Origin of the sequence: Rhodococcus sp. BP-261 (assembly GCF_019835205.1) — a bacterium.
Classification (GTDB): domain Bacteria; phylum Actinomycetota; class Actinomycetes; order Mycobacteriales; family Mycobacteriaceae; genus Rhodococcoides; species Rhodococcoides kyotonensis_B.
In genome coordinates, this window is the sequence record NZ_JABUCO010000001.1 from 164,885 (window position 1) to 184,156 (window position 19,272).

17 protein-coding genes are annotated in these 19,272 nt (G+C 66.6%); 6 read left to right on the plus strand and 11 right to left on the minus strand.

Going from position 1 to position 19,272, the window contains the following annotated elements; translation table 11 throughout:
- Positions 1–14 precede the first annotated feature (14 nt).
- The 3 genes from crtI (at position 15) to HQ354_RS00755 (ending at position 4,373) form a co-directional block, all read left to right on the plus strand.
- Positions 15–1,661, plus strand: a complete 1,647-nt coding sequence (gene crtI, locus HQ354_RS00745) for a phytoene desaturase family protein (protein ID WP_222634004.1) — start codon at positions 15–17, stop codon at positions 1,659–1,661.
- A 71-nt stretch (positions 1,662–1,732) separates the two neighbouring features.
- Positions 1,733–3,343 (plus strand): alpha-(1->6)-mannopyranosyltransferase A, encoded by a 1,611-nt coding sequence (locus HQ354_RS00750; RefSeq protein ID WP_114330563.1) that lies wholly within the window; start codon positions 1,733–1,735, stop codon positions 3,341–3,343.
- Positions 3,336–4,373: a phytoene/squalene synthase family protein gene (locus HQ354_RS00755; protein WP_068420657.1), complete on the plus strand. Its 1,038-nt coding sequence runs from the start codon at positions 3,336–3,338 to the stop codon at positions 4,371–4,373. The genes HQ354_RS00750 and HQ354_RS00755 overlap by 8 nt, the downstream gene beginning before the upstream one ends.
- On the opposite strand, the gene HQ354_RS00760 is transcribed toward HQ354_RS00755, so the two are convergent.
- Positions 4,345–4,716: an Rv2175c family DNA-binding protein gene (locus tag HQ354_RS00760; RefSeq protein WP_068420655.1), complete on the minus strand. Its 372-nt coding sequence runs from the start codon at positions 4,714–4,716 to the stop codon at positions 4,345–4,347. The genes HQ354_RS00755 and HQ354_RS00760 overlap by 29 nt on opposite strands.
- Positions 4,717–4,850: 134 nt before the next feature.
- Here HQ354_RS00760 and pknB point away from each other — a divergent pair, with 134 nt between their 5' ends.
- On the plus strand, positions 4,851–6,869 hold the full coding sequence (gene pknB, locus HQ354_RS00765) for a Stk1 family PASTA domain-containing Ser/Thr kinase (protein WP_222634005.1): 2,019 nt from the start codon (positions 4,851–4,853) through the stop codon (positions 6,867–6,869).
- A gap of 19 nt (positions 6,870–6,888) precedes the next feature.
- Here the strand turns inward: pknB and HQ354_RS00770 are convergent, their stop codons facing one another.
- Positions 6,889–8,277 (minus strand): class II 3-deoxy-7-phosphoheptulonate synthase, encoded by a 1,389-nt coding sequence (locus tag HQ354_RS00770; RefSeq protein WP_222634006.1) that lies wholly within the window; start codon positions 8,275–8,277, stop codon positions 6,889–6,891.
- 125 nt (positions 8,278–8,402) lie between these two features.
- Positions 8,403–8,888 (minus strand): polyadenylate-specific 3'-exoribonuclease AS, encoded by a 486-nt coding sequence (locus HQ354_RS00775; RefSeq protein WP_222634007.1) that lies wholly within the window; start codon positions 8,886–8,888, stop codon positions 8,403–8,405.
- Between the two features lie 65 nt (positions 8,889–8,953).
- Here HQ354_RS00775 and HQ354_RS00780 point away from each other — a divergent pair, with 65 nt between their 5' ends.
- Positions 8,954–10,237, plus strand: a complete 1,284-nt coding sequence (locus tag HQ354_RS00780; RefSeq protein WP_374107327.1) for a glycosyltransferase 87 family protein — start codon at positions 8,954–8,956, stop codon at positions 10,235–10,237.
- Here the strand turns inward: HQ354_RS00780 and HQ354_RS00785 are convergent.
- From HQ354_RS00785 to HQ354_RS00810, 6 genes are all read right to left on the minus strand, one after another.
- Positions 10,234–10,956, minus strand: a complete 723-nt coding sequence (locus HQ354_RS00785; RefSeq protein WP_068420647.1) for a 1-acyl-sn-glycerol-3-phosphate acyltransferase — start codon at positions 10,954–10,956, stop codon at positions 10,234–10,236. The genes HQ354_RS00780 and HQ354_RS00785 overlap by 4 nt on opposite strands.
- A gap of 144 nt (positions 10,957–11,100) precedes the next feature.
- Entirely contained in the window at positions 11,101–12,078 is a 978-nt protein-coding gene (locus HQ354_RS00790; RefSeq protein ID WP_068420645.1) for an ROK family protein, read from the minus strand.
- A gap of 65 nt (positions 12,079–12,143) precedes the next feature.
- Positions 12,144–12,608, minus strand: coding sequence for a hypothetical protein (locus HQ354_RS00795; RefSeq protein WP_114330558.1), 465 nt, complete (start codon positions 12,606–12,608; stop codon positions 12,144–12,146).
- Positions 12,609–12,621: 13 nt separating this feature from the next.
- Complete coding sequence (locus tag HQ354_RS00800; RefSeq protein WP_207890806.1) at positions 12,622–13,851, minus strand: ArsA family ATPase; 1,230 nt, start codon at positions 13,849–13,851, stop codon at positions 12,622–12,624.
- Positions 13,848–14,285 carry an SRPBCC family protein gene (locus tag HQ354_RS00805; RefSeq protein ID WP_068420639.1) on the minus strand — a complete coding sequence of 146 codons (438 nt, stop codon included), beginning with the start codon at positions 14,283–14,285 and terminating at the stop codon, positions 13,848–13,850. The genes HQ354_RS00800 and HQ354_RS00805 overlap by 4 nt, the downstream gene beginning before the upstream one ends.
- A 144-nt stretch (positions 14,286–14,429) precedes the next feature.
- On the minus strand, positions 14,430–14,822 hold the full coding sequence (locus HQ354_RS00810) for a polyketide cyclase / dehydrase and lipid transport (protein WP_174551332.1): 393 nt from the start codon (positions 14,820–14,822) through the stop codon (positions 14,430–14,432).
- Between the two features lie 110 nt (positions 14,823–14,932).
- On the opposite strand from HQ354_RS00810, the gene HQ354_RS00815 reads away from it, so the two are divergent.
- Positions 14,933–16,759, plus strand: coding sequence for a long-chain fatty acid--CoA ligase (locus tag HQ354_RS00815; RefSeq protein WP_261768630.1), 1,827 nt, complete (start codon positions 14,933–14,935; stop codon positions 16,757–16,759).
- A 63-nt stretch (positions 16,760–16,822) separates the two neighbouring features.
- On the opposite strand, the gene HQ354_RS00820 is transcribed toward HQ354_RS00815, so the two are convergent.
- Positions 16,823–17,950: a glycosyltransferase family 4 protein gene (locus tag HQ354_RS00820; protein WP_114330665.1), complete on the minus strand. Its 1,128-nt coding sequence runs from the start codon at positions 17,948–17,950 to the stop codon at positions 16,823–16,825.
- 14 nt (positions 17,951–17,964) lie between these two features.
- Positions 17,965–19,266 (minus strand): hypothetical protein, encoded by a 1,302-nt coding sequence (locus HQ354_RS00825; protein WP_308115158.1) that lies wholly within the window; start codon positions 19,264–19,266, stop codon positions 17,965–17,967.
- Positions 19,267–19,272 lie beyond the last annotated feature (6 nt).

Genomic DNA, 19,272 nt, shown 5'->3' on the forward strand with positions numbered 1-19,272 from the left:
GTTCCGGAGGTCACATGTCCACACCACGATCGATAGCCGGCCCGACGGACTCGGTAGTCGTCGTCGGCGCAGGGTTGGCCGGGCTGTCTGCAGCCCTTCATCTGACCGGGGCAGGCCGTCGTGTCACCGTGCTCGAACGCGACGACGCGGTCGGCGGACGCGTCGGCACCTACACGGTGCCGGGCGACGACGGACAGCCGCTGTACGACATCGACAACGGGGCGAGCGTTCTGACGATGCCCGAGCTGATCGCTTCCGCGTTGGGTGCTGTCGGCGAGTCGTTCGACAGCACGTCGCCGCCGTTGCGATTGAAGACCCTGTCGCCCAGCTATCACACGCGCTACGCCGACGGCAGCCATATCGACGTGTTCTCCGACCCCGAACGTATGGCCGCGGAGGTCGAGCGAGCGTGTGGCCCGAACGAATCCCAGGGCTACCGCAGGCTTCGTCGCTGGCTCGCGGCCATCTTCGACGCGGAATTCGATCGCTACATCGATTCGAACTTCGACTCACCGCTCGACCTCGTGTCCAGCCGACCTGCGCTGCGCGACACGGCGAAACTCCTCGTCCTGGGCGGCTTCGGCAGGCTCGGACCACGCGTCGGGTCGTACCTGAAGGACGAGCGGCTGCGCCGCGTCTTCACGTTCCAGGCGCTCTACGCGGGCATGGCGCCTGCGAAAGCTCTCGCCGTGTACGGAGCGATCGCGCACATGGACACGTCGATGGGCGTGTACTTCCCCGAAGGGGGCATGTCGGCCATCGCCCGGTCGATGTCCGATGCACTGGTGCGCAACGGTGGCACCGTCGTCACTCGGGCCGACGTGTCCGGTCTCGACGTCGCACACGGACGCGTCACGGCGGTGGAGACCGCGGACGGCCGCCGCTTCCCGTGCGACGCCGTCGTGTTGACGCCGGATCTGCCCGTCGTCGATCGCCTGTTGGACGGCGCAGGCATCACCGCACGTGGTCGACGCCGCGGGTATTCGTTCGTGTCCCCGTCGGCGGTCGTCTTCCACGGCACGGTCCCGACGCGTGTCACCGACACCTGGCCGGCGCGAGCTCACCACACCATCGATTTCGGCGACGAGTGGGCGCGCACGTTCACCCGCATCACCGCGCGCGCCGGCCGCGGACAGCTGATGGCAGACCCGTCGCTGCTGATCACACGCCCCGCCGTTTCGGATCCGTCGTTGCTGATCACGCGTGGCGGCGAGACGGTCGAGCCGATCTCGGTCCTGGCGCCGTGTCCCAATCTGGACAGCGCGCCTCTCGACTGGGAGAGCCTCGGCGAGCCGTACATGCGGGAGATCCAGCTCGTGCTCGAGCAGCGTGGCTACGAGCACCTGGCAGCGGAAATGGTCGTCGACCACCTGGACACCCCGAAGACCTGGGCGGACAAGGGCATGCTGCACGGCAGCCCGTTCTCTTCGTCGCACGTGTTTCGGCAGACCGGGCCGTTCCGACGTGAGAACCTGGTACGAGGCGTCGACAACGTCGTTCTCGCCGGATCCGCGACCACACCGGGGGTCGGCGTGCCCACCGTCCTCGTCTCGGGCAGACTTGCCGCCGAACGAGTACTCGGGCCGCGGGTCACTGCACGCGACGCTGCACACACCGAAACGTCGCGGTTCGTGAGACGACGACGGGAAGCACTAAACTGACTCCGGTCCGGAAGGAAAGCACGCCTTCTGCCACACCTTCCGCAGCCATCCGAGAGGAGAATGACCCGGCAATGTCGTCGATCTCGTCGAATGCCGCCACCTCGGGTGCCACGGATTCCAGCGACTCCCCGTCCAGGACACCAGCGTCGTCGTCTCGTGTGAGGCGCTTGTCTGCGTTCCTGCGTAGCCCGGAAGGCCATGCCGCGCTGCTCGGTGTCGTGGGCGGAATCATGATCACGTTCGGCGGGTTCGGCGCAGGCAGCGTTCGACGACGCGACCCGCTCCTCGAATCGATGCACCTGTCCTGGTTGCGCTTCGGACACGGTCTGGTGTTGTCGAGCATCATCGTGTGGGTCGGCGTGCTGCTGATGATCATCGCGTGGGTTCGACTCGGCCGCGCGACGCTGGCCGGACGCACGACGCTCGGCGAGCTGCGATGGGTCGTGCCCGCATGGACCGCTCCGATGCTGCTCGCCGTGCCGATGTTCAGCCGCGACGCGTTCTCCTACCTCGCGCAGGGCGCTCTGCTGCGCGACGGCTTCGACCCGTACGCCGTCGGCCCCGTCGCCAACCCCGGCGTCCTTCTCGACAACGTCAGCAACGTCTGGACCACGACGACGGCACCCTACGGGCCGCTGCACCTGCTCATCGGGCAGGCGATCACCGCGGTGACGGGCGACAACGTCATCGCCGGCACGATGTTCTTCCGCCTCGCCATGCTGCCCGGACTCGCGCTGATGGTGTGGGCCGTTCCGCGTCTCGCCGACCATCTCGGTGGCACACCCGCGATCGCCCTGTGGCTGGCCGTGCTCAATCCTCTCGTCCTCATCCACCTGATCGGCGGCGTCCACAACGAACTGCTCATGGTCGGACTGATGGCTGCGGGCATCGTTCTGGTCCTCGAACGACGCCATATCGCAGGCATCGTGCTCGTCGCGATCGGTGTGGCGATCAAGGCGACGGCAGGCCTCGCCCTGCCGTTCATCGTGTGGATCTGGATGATCCACGAGAAGCAGAAAGCGATCGAGGAGAACCGCAAGCCCCTGTCGCCGATCGCCGCGTTCGCGAAGACCGCGGGTGCCGGCTTCGCGGTCTTCGTGGGCGTGTTCGCTGTGATGTCGGCCCTGGCAGGCGTCGGAATCGGTTGGCTGACAGCCTTGTCGGGTTCGGCAAAGATCATCAACTGGCTGTCGCTGCCCACGATCATGGCCCATCTGGTCACCGTCAGCACCTCGTGGTTCCTCGACATTCGTCTGGCCCCGGTCCTCGAAGTGACACGCATGATCTGCGGTATCGCGCTGGTCGTCGTCGTGCTCGCAACATGGTGGAAGTTCCGTCGCACCGAGGTCGACGCCGTGAAAGGCATTGTCATCGCGATGGTCGCGGTGGTCGTCCTGTCCCCCGCCGCCCTGCCGTGGTACTACTCGTGGCCGCTTGCCATCGCGGCCGGGTTCGCGCTCTCCACCCGGACGCTGATGATTCTCGTCGGGCTGTCGACGTGGCTGATGCTCGTGTTCCGGCCCGACGGCTCCATCGGTTTGTACACGTTCGTGCACGTCGCTCTCGCGACGTTCGCTGCCGTCGTCGCCGCTCTGTCGTTGACGCGAGTCGACCCGCTACGACTGCGCTCGACGCCGTCCCCCGCACCCGCCGCCGAGAATTCAGCCGCAGACCGTGGGTGAACTCGACGGGATCGACCCAGCGCTGCACGACGCCTATGCGATCTGCAGGGACCTGAACGCCGAACACGGCAAGACGTACTTCCTCGCGACCCGGCTGCTGCCTGCGGACAAACGAGCGGCAGTGCACGCCCTCTACGGATTCGCCAGGATGGTCGACGACATCGTCGACGTGGACGTCGATTCCGCCGACGTCGAACTGCCGGAACTACCCGAGGACGCGCAGTTCACCGCGAACGACAGCGACTCGACGATCGACCGCGAGGCGAGCGCCAAGGTCGACGTCCTCGAACACCATGTTCGAGCCGCGCTGAACGGCGGCGCTCTCGGCCGTAGCAAGTCCGATCGGGTGCTCAGGGCGCTGGTCGACACCACCGAGCGCTATGCGATTCCGCACGAGTACTTCTACGCCTTCTTCCATTCGATGCGCATGGACATTCCCGGCACACCGATGTTCCGGTCGCGCTACCGAACCATGGACCAGTTGACCGAGTACATGTACGGCTCCGCGGCCGTCATCGGCCTCGAGATGCTCCCGATCCTCGGCACCGCGGTGGATCGGCGCGTCGCCGAAGGACCCGCCGCCGCGCTGGGCGAGGCATTCCAGCTGACGAACTTCATCCGCGACATGGGCGAGGACCTCGACCGGGACCGGATCTACCTTCCTACCGACGAGCTCGCTGCGTTCGGTGTCGACGAGGGCCTGCTGCACCATTGCCGCGAGACAGGTCGCACCGACGCGCGTCTCGAACGAGCGCTCGCGCATCTGATCGCCCATACCCGCGCCGTGTATCGCACCGCGGAGCCGGGCATCGACATGCTGGATCCGGCGGTTCGTCCGGGAATGCGCACCGCCCTGACGCTGTACGGAGACATTCTCCGCGAGGTCGAGGACGGCGGCTATCGCGTGCTGCATCAGCGAGCACGTGTCGGGGGTCTGCGACGGTTGTCCGTCGCAGCTCCCGGGCTGGCGTCCGCCGGGTGGACGAGCGCGCGCGGAAAACTCAGAAGGCCATCGCCTGCGCGCGCCTGATCACCTCGCGCATCAGGTGCCCGTGCATCGCGTCGACGGGACGGCCGGGCAAGCTGTCGTCGGACTCGAACAGCCACCGAAGGATTTCGTCGTCCTGGTATCCGCCGTCGTGCAGCACCGCGAGCAGACCGGGCAGGCCCTTGACCACGTTGCCGCCCTCGGTGTCGAGAAACACCTCGGGGACGCCGGGAACGCGGCTCCGCTTGACCGCGATGAGATGCCGATCACGCAGCATCTGCTCGACACGCGAGATGGGAACGCCGAGAACCTTGCTGACGTCGGTCAGCTGCAGAAGGGACTCGGAGGGGTCGAGAACGTCGGCGGCGTAAGGGATTGTGCTCACTCCGGTAACGTTAACGGGTTCGCTCTCGGTTACGAAAAGCCAGGGCCGCACCGCGGTCCATCGAGACTGAGGCGATACCTGCGCTGGCTACCATCGCCGGAGTAGCGACTTTCGATGGAGGTGATCCCCAGGTGATGTCCGTAGGGTCCGCGTCAGCGGGTTCGATGCTCGACAGGCGATATCGCATCGACGCGCCTATCGCCCGCGGCGGCATGTCCACGGTGTACCGAGGGCTCGACACACGCCTGGACCGGCCTGTTGCGGTCAAGATCATGGATCCGAAGTTCGCCCACGATCCCCAGTTCGTCGCCCGGTTCGAGTTCGAGGCCAGGGCCGTTGCCCGGCTGAACAACCCAGGGCTTGTCGCCGTCTACGACCACGGTCGCGACGGAGAATACGCGTTCCTCGTGATGGAACTGGTCGAGGGCGGCACGTTGCGCGAACTCCTGCGCGAGCGCGGCCCGATGCCCCCGCACGCCGCCGCTGCGGTTCTACGTCCGGTACTCGATGCCCTCGGCACCGCCCACCGCGCCGGTCTGGTGCACCGCGACATCAAGCCGGAGAACATTCTCATCTCGGACTCGGGCGACGTGAAGATCGCCGATTTCGGACTCGTTCGGGCCGTCGCAGCGTCCAATGCGACGTCGAGCAGTGTGATTCTCGGCACGGCGGCCTACCTGTCACCCGAGCAGGTGACGACCGGTTCCGCGAACGCCGGAAGCGACGTGTACGGCGTGGGCGTCGTCCTGTACGAGCTTCTGACGGGACGGACACCGTTCACCGGTGACACGTCCTTGTCCATCGCCTACCAGCGCATCGACAACGACGTACCGCGACCGGGCGACGCCATAGCGGGCGTGCCGGAAGAGTTCGACGACCTGGTCCGACGCGCCACCGTGCGCGACCCGGCAGGCCGCTTCCAGAACGCCGACGAGATGGCCCGTGCGCTGCGCGCGGTCTGCGCGCGGCTCGCGTTGCCGCCCTATCGTGTCCCGGCGCCCCGCAGGTCCGCGGAGCATCGCAGTGCCGCCGCGTTGGGTGCGCCCACGGCCTTCGCGGGTGAGCGACCCGACCCCGCGCGTTCACCGGCAACCGAGATCGTCGCCGTCCCGCCGACCGAAGTCCGCGCCGACCCCTCCGCGGACGGCGTCCAGCACACCCGCGTGCAGACCGCACCGACTCCGCGAGACCAGTGGGCCGGCAACGACACTCCCCCGCCTGCGCCGCCGGATCGGCGTCAGTATCGATTCCCCGACTTCGACGCGGACCGCCATCGGTCGCGTCGAGCGATCGTCGTCTGGCTGACCATCGTCGCACTGCTGGCGGTACTCGTCGGGATCGGCGGCTGGTGGATGGGGTCGGGTCGCTACACGTCCGTTCCCCTCGTCGAGGGATTGGACGTGGCATCGGCGACGTCGGAAATCGAGGCCGCCGGACTGACGACGGATACGCGAGGCACGTATTCGGACACCGTGCCGGTCGACGCGTTGATCGGTACCGATCCCGCGACCGGCGCACGTATCCCCAAGGGCGACACCGTGTCTCTGCTCGTGTCTCTCGGGTCACCCGTGGTCCCGGACATCGCGCCGAACATCGCGATCGGGGACATGCAGCAACAGCTACGGGACCTGACGTTCGAACCGGTCGACGGCGGCGAGGCGTTCAGCACGACGGCACCGGTCGGCGGCGTTGCCGCGCTGGATCCGCCGCCCGGCACGACACTCTCGGTCGGCGACACCGTCGAGATCCTGCGTTCGAAGGGCGCTCCCCCGGTCGACGTTCCGAACGTCGAGAAGATGAGCGAGTCCGACGCCGTCGCCGCCCTGGCTGCCGTGGGAATCACGGTGTCGGGCACCGACGTCGAGTTCGACAAGCGCGTGGACGGCGGATCCGTCATCGGCACCAATCCGAAGATCGGCACGTCGGTGACCGCAGGCACGTCCGTACGACTGACGGTGTCGAACGCTATCACCGTACCCTCACTGCTCGGCAGGTCGGTCGGCTCGGCACGCGAGACCGTACAGGGTCTCGAGCTGGGCTTCACGGTCCGTCAGGTGGTCGACACCGACGGATCGCTCGTCATCTCGCAGAACCCGAGCCCGGGTACCAGAGTGGCCCCGGGCTCGTCGGTGTCCGTCGTCTCGCTTCCCTGATCGTTCGGCGAGCGTTTCGTCAGCCGCGCAACATCTCGGCGACGAGGAACGCCAGTTCCAGCGACTGTTGGGTGTTCAGGCGCGGGTCGCACGCCGTCTCGTAGCGACCCGACAGGTCGAGGTCGGAGATGTCCTGCGCGCCACCCAGGCATTCGGTGACGTTGTCCCCGGTCAGCTCGACGTGGATGCCGCCGGGATGAGTGCCGAGGCCGCGGTGGACCTCGAAGAAGCCCTGGACCTCGTCGACGATGCGGTCGAAGTGGCGCGTCTTGTAGCCCGTCGATGCCTCGTGCGTGTTTCCGTGCATCGGGTCGCACTGCCAGATGACCTGGTGTCCGGACGCCTGCACCTTCTCGACGATGGCCGGCAGCAGGTCGCGGACCTTGCCGTTGCCCATGCGCGAAATGAGCGTCAGACGACCCGGCTTGTTGGTCGGGTCGAGACGTTCGACGTATTCGAGCGCCATCTCGGGCGTCGTCGTCGGACCGATCTTCAAGCCGATCGGGTTCTGGATCAGTTCGGCGAACGCGATGTGAGCACCGTCGAGCTGCCTGGTTCGGTCACCGATCCACAGGAAGTGTGCCGACAGGTCGTACAGCTTGGGGTTGTCGGCGTCGGCGTTGTCGAGGCGCAGCATGGCGCGTTCGTAGTCCAGAACCAGTGCCTCGTGGCTGGCGAAGATCTGTGCGGCCTCGAGATTCGGATCCGTCACGCCGCACGCGTCCATGAAGCGCAGTCCGCGGTCGATCTCGCCGGCGAGCGCCTCGTAGCGGGCACCCGCGGGCGAGCTCTGCACGAATTCGCGGTTCCAGTCGTGCACTCGGTGCAGATCGGCCATACCCGACCCGGTGAGCGCGCGGACCAGGTTCATCGCGGCGCTGGCGTTCGCGTAGGCGCGTACGAGGCGCGACGGGTCGTGACGGCGAACCGCCTCGTCGGCGACGAGCGCATTGACCATGTCGCCCCGGTACGACTGCAGACCGAGCGCATCGGTGTTCGACGACCGTGGCTTGGCGTACTGGCCGGCGATGCGGCCGACCTTGACGACCGGCATGCTGGCGCCGTACGTGAGCACGACGGCCATCTGCAGCAACGTTCGGATGTTGCCCTTGATGTGAGGCTCGGTGTTGTCGACGAACGTCTCGGCGCAGTCACCGCCCTGCAGCAGGAACGCTTCGCCGCGTGCGACGGCGGCGAGCTGATCCGACAGCGACTCGACCTCACCGGCAACGGTGATGGGCGGCACACTCTCGAGTACCTTGCGCATGTTCTCGGCCTGCGACGCGTCCCAGTTGGGCTGCTGGGCAGCAGGCTTGGCGAGCGCGTCGTCGAGCTGCGACCGCAGTGTCGGAGACAGAGGCGGGAGCTCGGGCAAACGATCCATGGGTACGTCGACAGTCCAGTTCACGTGCCCCAGGATATTCGCTGATGCGGCCACGCCGAAACCGGCCTCCAGAGCTGGGAGTGGAGCCTGCGGTAATGACCCGAGGGGGCTGGGAGTGGAGCCTGCAGTAATGATGCGGGTGGCCGAGATCAGAGAGATGCGGCTTCGATCGCCCGGAACTTCGCGAGATTGTGACGGGCGTCGGCCAGTGCGTCGTGCGCGTCGTCCGGCGCCGACGGCAGGTAGGGGCTTCCCCGGTCTTCCCACAGCTGACGAAGCTCGCGGGTGAAGCGCGGCAGTGAGCGGGGCAATTCCGTCATGTCGCCCCACAACTGGCACAGCGCAACGTGGTCGTAGGCCGCGATCCAAGCCCACAGTTCGACGTCGGCACCCGGCGTCGGGACGAGGAAGTCCAGCAGCTCGTCACGAATCCGCGCACGGCTCTTCCACAGCGGCGACGAGTACGGTGGCAGCTTCGGCAGCACGTTGCGTCGAACCCACTTGCCCGCGCGCTCGGGGTCGAACTCCGAGGACACCGCATAGAATTCGCGACCGTCCTCCGCGACGACCCCGATCGAGACGAGGTCGATTGTGCGACCATCTTCGATGAACTCTGTGTCGTAGAAGTAGCGCACGAGAAGACACAGTAGCGCCGACGCCGGTGCCGACAGAGATCGACCGCCATCAGAAGGAAGTTTCGTTGACGCCACCCGACCTCACCACGCTGTCCGACGCCAGTACGCCCGAACCGGCTGCGAACGACGTCGCCGCACCGCGTCGACGCTCCCGGGCGACGTGGCTCGTTCCCGTCGCCTGGGCTGCCGTGCTGGTGGCTGCGGTAGTGGGGCTCGCCTACAACCTGGTCGGGTTCCCCGGACTTCGTGCGCTCGGCGACTACTACCGAATCGATCTCGACGTGTACCGCCTCGGTGGTGGGGTGTTCATGTCCGGGACACCGTTGTACGGCGAGATGCCGCCGACCGCGCTGGGCAACACACTGCCGTTCACCTACCCGCCCATCGCGGCGGTGATCTTCGGACCGTTGTCGCTGATCACGTTGCACTGGGCGGGGATCGTCGTCACGGTGCTGTCGTTGGCGCTGCTGTTCGGCACGATCGTGCTCACGCTGGTGTCGCTCGGGTACTCGCCGCGAACGTTGCTGCTGTGGGCAGCAGGCGCGGTGTTCGCGGTGTCCATGATTCTCGAGCCGGTGTTCTCGACGTTCGACTACGGGCAGATCAACATCCTGCTGATGGCGTTCGTCGCTGCGGATTGCCTTCCGAAGAAAACTCCGTGGCCCCGCGGCGCCCTCGTCGGATTCGTCGCCGCCGTCAAGCTGACGCCTGCCGTGTTCGTCCTGTTCTTCCTGTTTCGTAAGGACTTTCGAGCGGCGATAGTCACCGGCGTCAGCTTCCTCGCGTTCACGGCGCTCGGATTCGTCGCCACGTTCTCCGACTCGCTGCAGTACTGGACGAAAGTTCTCGTGGACTCCGATCGGATCGGGCGTCCCGCCTATCCCGCCAACCAGAGCATCACCGGAATGCTCGCGCGACTCGGCATGGACGATTCCGTCCGCTCGATGCTGTGGATCGTGCTGTCATTGATGCTGCTGGCGGTCACGTTCTACGCGATGCGACGCGCCTTCGCGACGCACCAGACCGCCCTCGCGCTCGGAGTGAACGCTGTGTTCGGGCTGTTGGTGTCACCGGTGTCGTGGTCGCACCACTGGGTCTGGACGGTGCCGTTCCTCGTCGCGCTCGGCACGCTCGCCTGGCGTCGACGCAATGTCGTCGCGCTGGCATTCGTCGGAATCGGTGTCGTCGTCCTGCATTTCGCACCGCACTGGCAGCTTGCCGTCGGACGCTGGTCCGGCCTCGGCTGGCCGATGTGGGACCAGATCGCCGCGTCGTCGTACGTGTGGTGGGGAATCGCGGCGATCGTCGTCGCGGCTTGCGCCGCAACACCTCTCGTGCGACGCGCTTAGCTGGCCTTCGTCTCGGGGAGACGCTCGGCGCCCCCGTCCGCGGGGGCCGCGGTCTTCTTCAGCGAGGCGGCGTAGACGTCGACGTATTCCTGACCCGACAGAAGCATCAGTTCGTACATGACCTCGTCGGTCACCGCACGTTCGACGAAGCGATTGCCCGCCATGCCCTCGAACCGAGAGAAGTCGATCGGCTTGCCGATCTTGATGGTGATCTTGGCCGGACGCCACACCTTCGACCCGATTGGGTTCATCTTGTCGGTACCGATCATCGCGACGGGAACGACCTGAACCCCGGTCTGCAGCGCCAGACGCGCCATGCCGGTCTTGCCCTTGTACAGACGTCCGTCGGGCGACCGAGTGCCCTCGGGGTAGATACCGAGAAGCTTGCCCTTGCCGATCACGCGGGCGCCCGCGTTGAGCGCATCCTGGGCCGCGTCCGCTCCGGTCCGGTCGATCGGGACCTGACCCACCGCCGTGAAGAACCACTTCTGAAACGCGCCCTTTAGACCGGGTCCGGTGAAGTACTCGCTCTTGGCGAGGAACGTGATACGACGCGTCACCTTGAGAGGCAGGTAGAACGAGTCCAGCACCGCCTGATGATTGCTCGCCAGAATCATCGGCCCACGGGCCGGAATGTTCTCGAGGCCTTCGATCGTCGGTCTACCCAACGCAACCAGGAGTGGACCGATGAGCACGTACTTGAACAGCCAGTACCACATGGCGTCCTTCCTGATTCGATTCTTGTCCGGTCCGAAAACGCACGTCGTCGAACGGTCCCACCTACTGATTCGCTGGTGACTCTACCTACCGTTTATGACGGCAGCCACATCACCGCGAAGGTGGGGACAGAGGTCACATGCTGTTCACCGGCTGGTGACAACGAACTCCGAACGCGCGAGGTCCGCTGCGCCGATCATGCCGGCCGCTTCGCCGAGCTGCGTGCTGCGAATCGTGGCGACAGGCCGATGTCCGGCTCCGGTGACGAGCGACGCGTAGTGCTCCCTCGCCTTGTCGAGGAATTGATCCGACGACGTCGCCACGCCACCCGCGATGACGATCAGGTCGGGGTCGTAGACGTCGCTGACCAACGACAGACCGACGCCGAGCCACCGCGCGAAATCCTCCATCGTGCGTCGCGCGATGACGTCGCCCTCGTGCGCGGCCGACGCGATGCGACGACCGGTCAGGGAACCCGGGTCGAGAAACACGTCCCGCGCCAGGATGTTCGACGATCCCCGATCGTCCGCAGCGAGCAACTCGACCGCCGTGTCGACCAAAGCCGTTCCACTGCAATAGCGTTCCCAACACCCGCGCTTACCGCACGGGCACGCGCGGCCGTCGGGAACCACCTGGATGTGTCCGAGTTCCGGGGCCACACCGAAGCTTCCGCGGTAGATCTTGCCGTCGATCAGCAGCGCTGCACCGATGCCCGTTCCGATCGCCACCATGACGACGTTCTTGCCGTCCGCGGCAGCGCCGAATCGGTATTCGGCCCAGGCAGCCGAGTTCGCGTCGTGCTCGAGAACGACCGGAAGGCCGATGCGATCGCTCATCTGCTTCGCGACGGGAGTGTCGACCCACGGCAGGTGGGGCGCGAAGCGTACCGAGGTCCTGTCCGCGTCGACGAAGCCGGCGACAGCGAGGCCGACTGCCGAAACAGGGTGTCGCGCAGCCAGTTCCTGAACCGCACGGTCGAGTCCGTGCTCGAGAGCCTTCGCCGAATGCGGCGTCGGCGACTGCGTGGAATCGATGACCTGCCCGGAAGAGTCGACCACCGATGCCCGAAGGCTGGTGCCACCCACGTCGATTCCGATGGTGAAGGCGTCGCGTTGCCGCTTCATTGTCCGACCTTTCTTCGCCGCCCCCCAACGGCTCTACGACTGACCGCCCGATCGGAACCGGATGTTCAGATGTCTCGATTCTCGTCTTTACCTCGGTTGCCCGACGCCGAGCTCTTCACGTTCACCGTAATGGGTACGAAACCTGCCCGTCGAACTCCCGACTCTTCCGTGTCGGGCGCAATATCCGGCTCCTGCATGTGAGCGGTTTCACGAATGTCCGCGTCGGCCCTCGCATTCGGCGGTTCCTGGGCGCCGGCGCCGGCGTGTGCTGCACTGTTCGAATGTTCCGAGACGACCTGCCGGATCATCGCGACGACCGTCGCCCCTTCGGTCGCCATCAGCGTGAGCAGATCGTGCTGCTCGCCACGGATCAGGGCCGCGAGCGCACACACGGGACACCAACTGCATCCCTGCTCGGATGCCTGCGCCTGACCCTCGACCGCGCGCGCAAGAATGGGCTCGAGACGCGTGAGCACCGTTTCGGCGAGGGCCCACAGCTCGGCCGCGACATCGGAATGTTCGGATGTCATCCGACGCCTCCCCTCACACCGGCCAGACATTCGGGTCGGGCGCGAACCTGATCACCAGATTCTCGTCGTCGAACTCCGCGCCGACGACGACGCAACGACGAAGCACCGACGCCAGACGCACACGCGTCCGCACGCCGTCGGCGCCGATGATCACATCGTCCTCCACTCGCCCCAGCGTCAGCGAAGACGTGTCGACGACCGGAAGGTGCATCGTCATCGTGTACACCGACTCCAACCCCGACCCCGACTCCCGTGCAACTGCTGGTGTGCCTCGACGCTCGTCCGGTCGGGCGTTCGCAGTTCTGTGCTCGGCCGTGAGCGCATCGAGAGAGGCCAACCCTACCGGTTCCTGCACGGACCGTTCCACGACCACCAGTGTCGCTCCGGCCGCCAGGTGCGCGAAGTCGTGCAGCACCGCCTGCTGAGCGGATCGCCATCCCTCGAACCAGAACACGGCCGGGTGCGCGCCCACCAACCCGACGGACGGCGAATTCAATTGTGGCAGCACCTTGTTGACGACGACGGTATCGACGTTCAGACCCATCAGGACCGCCGCCGACATGGTCCGTCGCGCCTCGGCTATGCCCACGCGTTCCGGAGTGGCGACGACGGTCGCCGACGTCCGTTCGCGGTCGAACAGCAGCTCATGGACGGCGTCGGCATTCGCGACGACGCGCTCGAGAAACGCGACGACGATGGTCAGCCGGGGGTCCGCCCCCGTCCCTGCGACGATGCGATCGTGCTGCGGCCACAGCCGTTCGACGTATCCCGTCACGAGCGACGGCAGCTGCAGGGTGCGTAGGGCGTCCGCCGTCGACGGGAGGTCGACGAACACTGTGTCCCATGCGTTTTCGTCGACCAGCTCGACGATTCTGTGCAGTCCGAGCATCTCCTGAACGCCCGGCGCACCGACGACCTCCTCAGGGTCGATCGCGCCGAACCGGACCCCGTGTTCGTGGCCGGTTCGCGCGACCGACAGCAGTGCGGCGAGCGAGCGGTAACTCGATTCGACGAGCGCCAGGGTGTCGAGTTCGAGCACGTCGAGCCGGTCGGCAACCGAGACGATTCGCCCCCGTGCACCACCGCTCGACGGCAGATCCACGACGTCCGATGTGGAGTGCGCCTGGTCGAACGAGACGACCAGCGAACGACTGCCTGCACGTGCCGCGTCGAGCGCTGCCTTCGCAGCGATCGTCGTCTTGCCCGCCCCGCCCTTGCCGACGAACAGCCGAACGGTCGTCAGCCTTCGACCCGCTTCTTGAGCTCTTTCAGCGCGGTGTCCGTGATGACCTTCTCGGCCTTGCGCTTGAACAACCCGATCATCGGGATGTTCAGATCGACCGTCAGCTCGTAGGTCACGTCGGTACCGCCGGCGCCGTTGTCCTTCAACGTGTAGGAACCGGACTGCGACTTCTGCATCTCTCCCTGCACGAGCTCCCAGGAGACGGCCATACCGTCGGCCGACCACACGTACTGCAACTCGTACGTGTCCTTGACCATGCCCGCGTCGAGAACGAATCGCACTCGATCGGCACGGCCCGACGCGCCCACCTCGAGGACCTCGACGGACTTCGCCGCCGACACCCACGACGGATACGCGTCGAAGTCTGCGATCACGTCCATGACCTGCGCGGACGGAGCGTCGACCGTGATCGACCTCTGAGTTTTCTCGGCCATGCTGTTGGTCCGCTTCCTCTCTGCTCTTCGATACTTCCGTCGCGAGCCGACCCCTACGGGTCATTCCTGCAGGCTCCATCACACACGATCCCTCGTCGAACACACAACGCGGTCCGGACGCCGACATACCCCGCGGAGGCGAAACTAGTCGCGCGCGTGCTCCGGTCGTTCGCCTGCAGGCCTACCTGCCTCTAGCTCGCGCTTGAGCTCGAACGTCACGGCCTTCCCGGCAACCCTGCGGCGACGGTTCTCGGCCGCGAGATCGAGCCCTGCACCGGTGACGCTCGGCTCGGCGTGCAGAAAGTAATGGACGATCACACCGTCGACGACCGGCACGGGCTCCAGCCAGATCTCCATCGTTCCCGTCAAAGCGCCCTCGACGGCCCACCGGATGCCCTGCTCCCCACGATCCTGCGTGACCGTGAGCCGAAGGTCCGGCCACCATCTTCTCCACCGCTCGCGCGGGGACACCGCGTCGTGGATGCGATCGCCCGGCACCGCGAGAAAAGTCTGGTCGGCCACTTGGATACTGCTCATCGGAAGAGCTTCACACATCGCGGTACCGCGTCGCACGTGAGGCGGACGTATGCGCTCGAACTTCCGGTCTACAGTGAGACCGATCAAGCTACTCGTTAGTACAGCTACCGATGCGCCCATGGAGGTTTCCCGTGCGTGAGTTCACTGTGCCCGCCCACTTCGACGTGGAAGACGGGGCGTCGACGGTCGCCACCGTCTACGAGCGCCGGGCGAGTGCGCCCTCCTCGGTGGCGTTCCGACGCCTCGTCGACGGCACGTGGACCGACGTCACGGCACGGGTCTTCGCGGACGAAGTCGTCGCCGTCGCCAAAGGCCTGATCGCCGCCGGTGTCGGCCAGGGAGATCGCGTCGCACTCATGTCGTCGACGCGCTACGAGTGGTCGGTCGTCGACTACGCCATCTGGTCCGCGGGCGGGGTCACCGTGCCGATCTACGAGACGTCGTCCGCCGGGCAGGTCGAGTGGATTCTGTCCGACGCCGAGCCGGTTCTGGTGATCTTGGAGACCGAGGAGCACGCCACCGAGACGGCCGACGTCGTCGCAGCCGCCGCATCCGTGACACGAACGTTCCGCATCGACGGCGACTCCCCGGACTCGGGTGCGATCGCCGAACTCACTCGGCTCGGCACCCAGATCAACGACGCTGTCGTCGAGCAGCGCGTCGGAGCGCTGAAGGCGTCCGATCCCGCCACTCTGATCTACACCTCGGGAACGACGGGCCGCCCCAAGGGCGTTCAACTCACCCACGCCAATCTCGTCGCGGAGTCTCGCGGAATCCGCGAGACCAGCCTGAAGTCGTTGCTGAACGAGCACAGCCGCACGTTGATGTTCCTGCCGATGGCGCACGTTCTCGCCCGCGCGGTCACGATCGCCGCCTTCGACGCGGGCACGACGATCGGGCACACGAACGACATCCCGAACCTCGTGAGCACGTTCGGCTCGTTCCAGCCCGATTTCATCCTGTCGGTGCCCCGCGTCTTCGAGAAGGTCTTCAACACGGCGAAGCAGAAGGCACACGCCGACGGCAAGGGCCGAATCTTCGACGCCGCAGCGGAGACGGCCGTCGCATGGAGCGAAGCGCAGGATTCCGGTGCGGGACTGGTACTTCGGCTCAAGCACGCCGTCTTCGACAAACTCGTCTACTCGAAACTTCGTGCGGCACTGGGAGGTCGGTGCAGGCTCGCGATCTCCGGCGGCGCACCGCTCGGCGCGAGGCTCGGACACTTCTACCGCGGCGTGGGCGTACCGATCTACGAAGGTTACGGACTGACCGAGACCAGCGCTGCGTTCGCAGTCAACACCATCGGCCACCAGCATGTCGGATCGGTGGGACAACCGTTGCCCGGCAATGCAGTTCGTATCGCCGACGACGGTGAGATCCAATTGCACGGCCCCGTCGTGTTCTCCGGCTACTGGCGCAACAACGACGCGTCCGCGGACGCGTTCGACGACGGCTGGTTCCGCACAGGCGATCTCGGTTCGCTCGACGACGACGGCTACATCACCATCACGGGCCGCAAGAAGGAACTGATCGTCACCGCGGGCGGCAAGAACGTCTCCCCCGCGGGCCTCGAGGACCGGTTGCGTGCGCACCCGTTGATCAGTCAGGCCATCGTCGTCGGCGACCAGAAGCCGTTCATCGGCGCCTTGGTGACCCTCGACGACGACGCGCTCAGCGGCTGGAAGTCCGCGCACGGCAAGCCGTCCGGTGCGGGAGCGGCCGACCTGGCCGACGACGCGGATCTGCGTTCCGAGATCGATGCCGCGATCGCCGATGCCAACACATCGGTGTCTCACGCCGAGGCCATCAAGAAGTACCGCATCCTGCCCGCGGACTTCACCGAGGAGGCAGGCGAGATGACGCCGACCATGAAGCTGAAGCGGAACGTGATCACCAAGTCCTACGCGGACGAGATCGAGGCGCTCTACGTCAAGTAGTGCGGCTACGCCGCCCGTGCGCGGATAGTCGGACCATGGTCCAACTATCCGCGCACGGGCGCATCAGCGCATGAACGAACGGAGACGCTGGGCCAGAGTGTCCCAGCGCCACTCTTTCTCGACCCAGGCCCGGCCCGCGTTGCCCATCGATGCAGCGAGGGTCGGGTCGGCGAGCAGACGCACCAGCGCATCGACGATCTCCTGCGTCGATCGACCGTCGACGACGTATCCGGTCTTGTTCTGCTGCACCGTTTCCGGTGCGCCGCCGGACATTCCGGCCACGACGGGTACACCCGTCGCGGACGCTTCGAGGTAGACGATGCCGAGACCCTCGACGTCGAGTCCGGCACCACGAGTCCGGCTCGGCATCGCGAAGACGTCGGCGATGGTGTGGTGTGCGGCGAGTTCCGCGGACGGCACCGTGCCCGTGAAGATCACGTGCTTCTCGACGCCCGCCGTGCGCGCGAGTTCGCGGAGCGCGCCCTCGTACGGGCCGCCGCCGACGATCACCAGGACGGCACCGTCGACGCGCTCACGCACCGCGGCGATCGACCGAATCAACATGTCCTGCCCCTTGCGCGGAACGAGGCGTGACAGGCAGAGAACGGTGGGCCGATCCCCCAATCCGTAACGCGCACGGAGCTCTTCACGCGCACCGGGGTCCGGTGCGAAGCGTGTGGTGTCGACGCCGGGCGGGAGGTGTTCGAGAGCGGCCTGCGCGCCGAACGCCGACGCGAATCGCTTGCGCGTGTACTTGCTGACGTACGTGACCGTGTCGACGGAGTTCCCGATCAGTCGAAGCGTGCCTCGCCCGCCGGGCACCATCGACCAGCCCACCTCGTGGCCGTGGGTGCTCGCGAGAATCGTCTCGGCACCCGCACGTCGCAGCACGGGCGCCATGACGGCGAGCGGCGCTGCAGCACCGAACCAGACGCTGTCGCATTCGTGGGACTGGACCAACGACGCGGCACGACGGGCGACGAGCGGCGTCGGCAGCATCAACGTCGTGGGGTGCCGGACCACCTCGAAGGGCTGGCGTGCATCGAACTTCACGTGACTGTCGCCGCGCCACCGCGGGGCGTAGACCACCAGTTCCTCGGCAGGTAGCTGACTGGCGAACGTGTGCAGGTAGGACTGGATCCCACCGGGCCTGGGCGGAAAGTCGTTCGTCACCAACAAGGTCCGACGCATCGCTCGAGCGTAGGTCAACGTGACTGCGTCGCCACCCACGACCCCCACTGATCAACGACATCGTCGGTCCCGGTACCGAGCACCTCGGAGAACACTCGGTCGACGTCGGCCGCCGACTTCGGCCCGTCGGCCATTCGCTCGTACAGCGACCGGAGTGCGTCCTCGCCGAACCGCTCGGCGACGAACGCCGCCACCGACCACGCCGATTCGTACGCCAATGTCGACCGCGTGCCGCCCGCGGTGAAATCACCGTCCTCCGGGAGAACCGTCGGCGGTCCCCCGACCGCGACCAGCCTGCTCAGTGTCGGCGCGAGTTGCCCGAACGACGCGCCCGTGTCGCGGTAACCCGAGTAGTCGGCGAATCCCTCGAGCATCCACATCGGCGATCCGTCGACCGTGGTGGACCTGGCGGCGACATGGGTGAGTTCGTGACGCAACACCGATCGTGTCGTGAACTCGGTGAGCCGGTCGGATGCTGCGGGCCCGAACACCACGCGTTGCCCCGCGACGGGTCGGCCCGGGTCGACCGTGTCCGACATCGAGACCGCGGCGACGTTCGCACCTGCGGCATTCTCCCCCACCACCGCGGCGAATTCCTCCGGCGAGCCGGTGACGAACACGACCGCGGCGCGACGCCACTCGTCACCCCAGAAACCGGAGACGGCGTCGACCGCGCCGGGAAGCTCGCGCGCGAGTGCGCCTGCGAGCGCCGTCTGCTCCGGATGAGCGACGACGACGGACGTGCCGCCTGCCGTCGAAACCTGCGTCGTGGACACCGGTCCGAAATCCCACGGCCCACGCCACGTGTGTCGGTCGATCCCGGCAACGTCCGCATCGGAGACGATCCGCCATCGGTCGCCGCGCTCGGCGACCAGCAGTGACACCGGCCTGCGCGTCGGGACGTCGTCGGTGCCGTCGATCGAGTAGCGGAGAACGACGGACGGCGCCCAGACATCGGCGGCGTTCAACGGCGACGCCACCTCGGACGGGACCGGTGTTTCCGGTTCGTCGACGAGTTCGTATCCCCAGTCCGACAGCGGAACGCCCGAGAGGTTGTCGGCGCGGGAGATCTGAGCCTGCAGGAACTCCGGCGCCGCCGCGGGGTCTACGAGATCGGCCAGCGCGGTGGCGTCGTTCGTGCGCACGGCGTCGGCCCATCGATCGAGCAGCTGTTCGACGCCTTCTCGTCGCTGATCCTCGTACGGATTGGCAGGCGGCTCCCCGGCAGGCGACGCGGGGGCGTCGACCACCGGTGCACTGCACGCTGTCAGCAAGGCCATCGCGACGACGACGGCCGCGACCCAGGAGCGGGTCACGGCCGA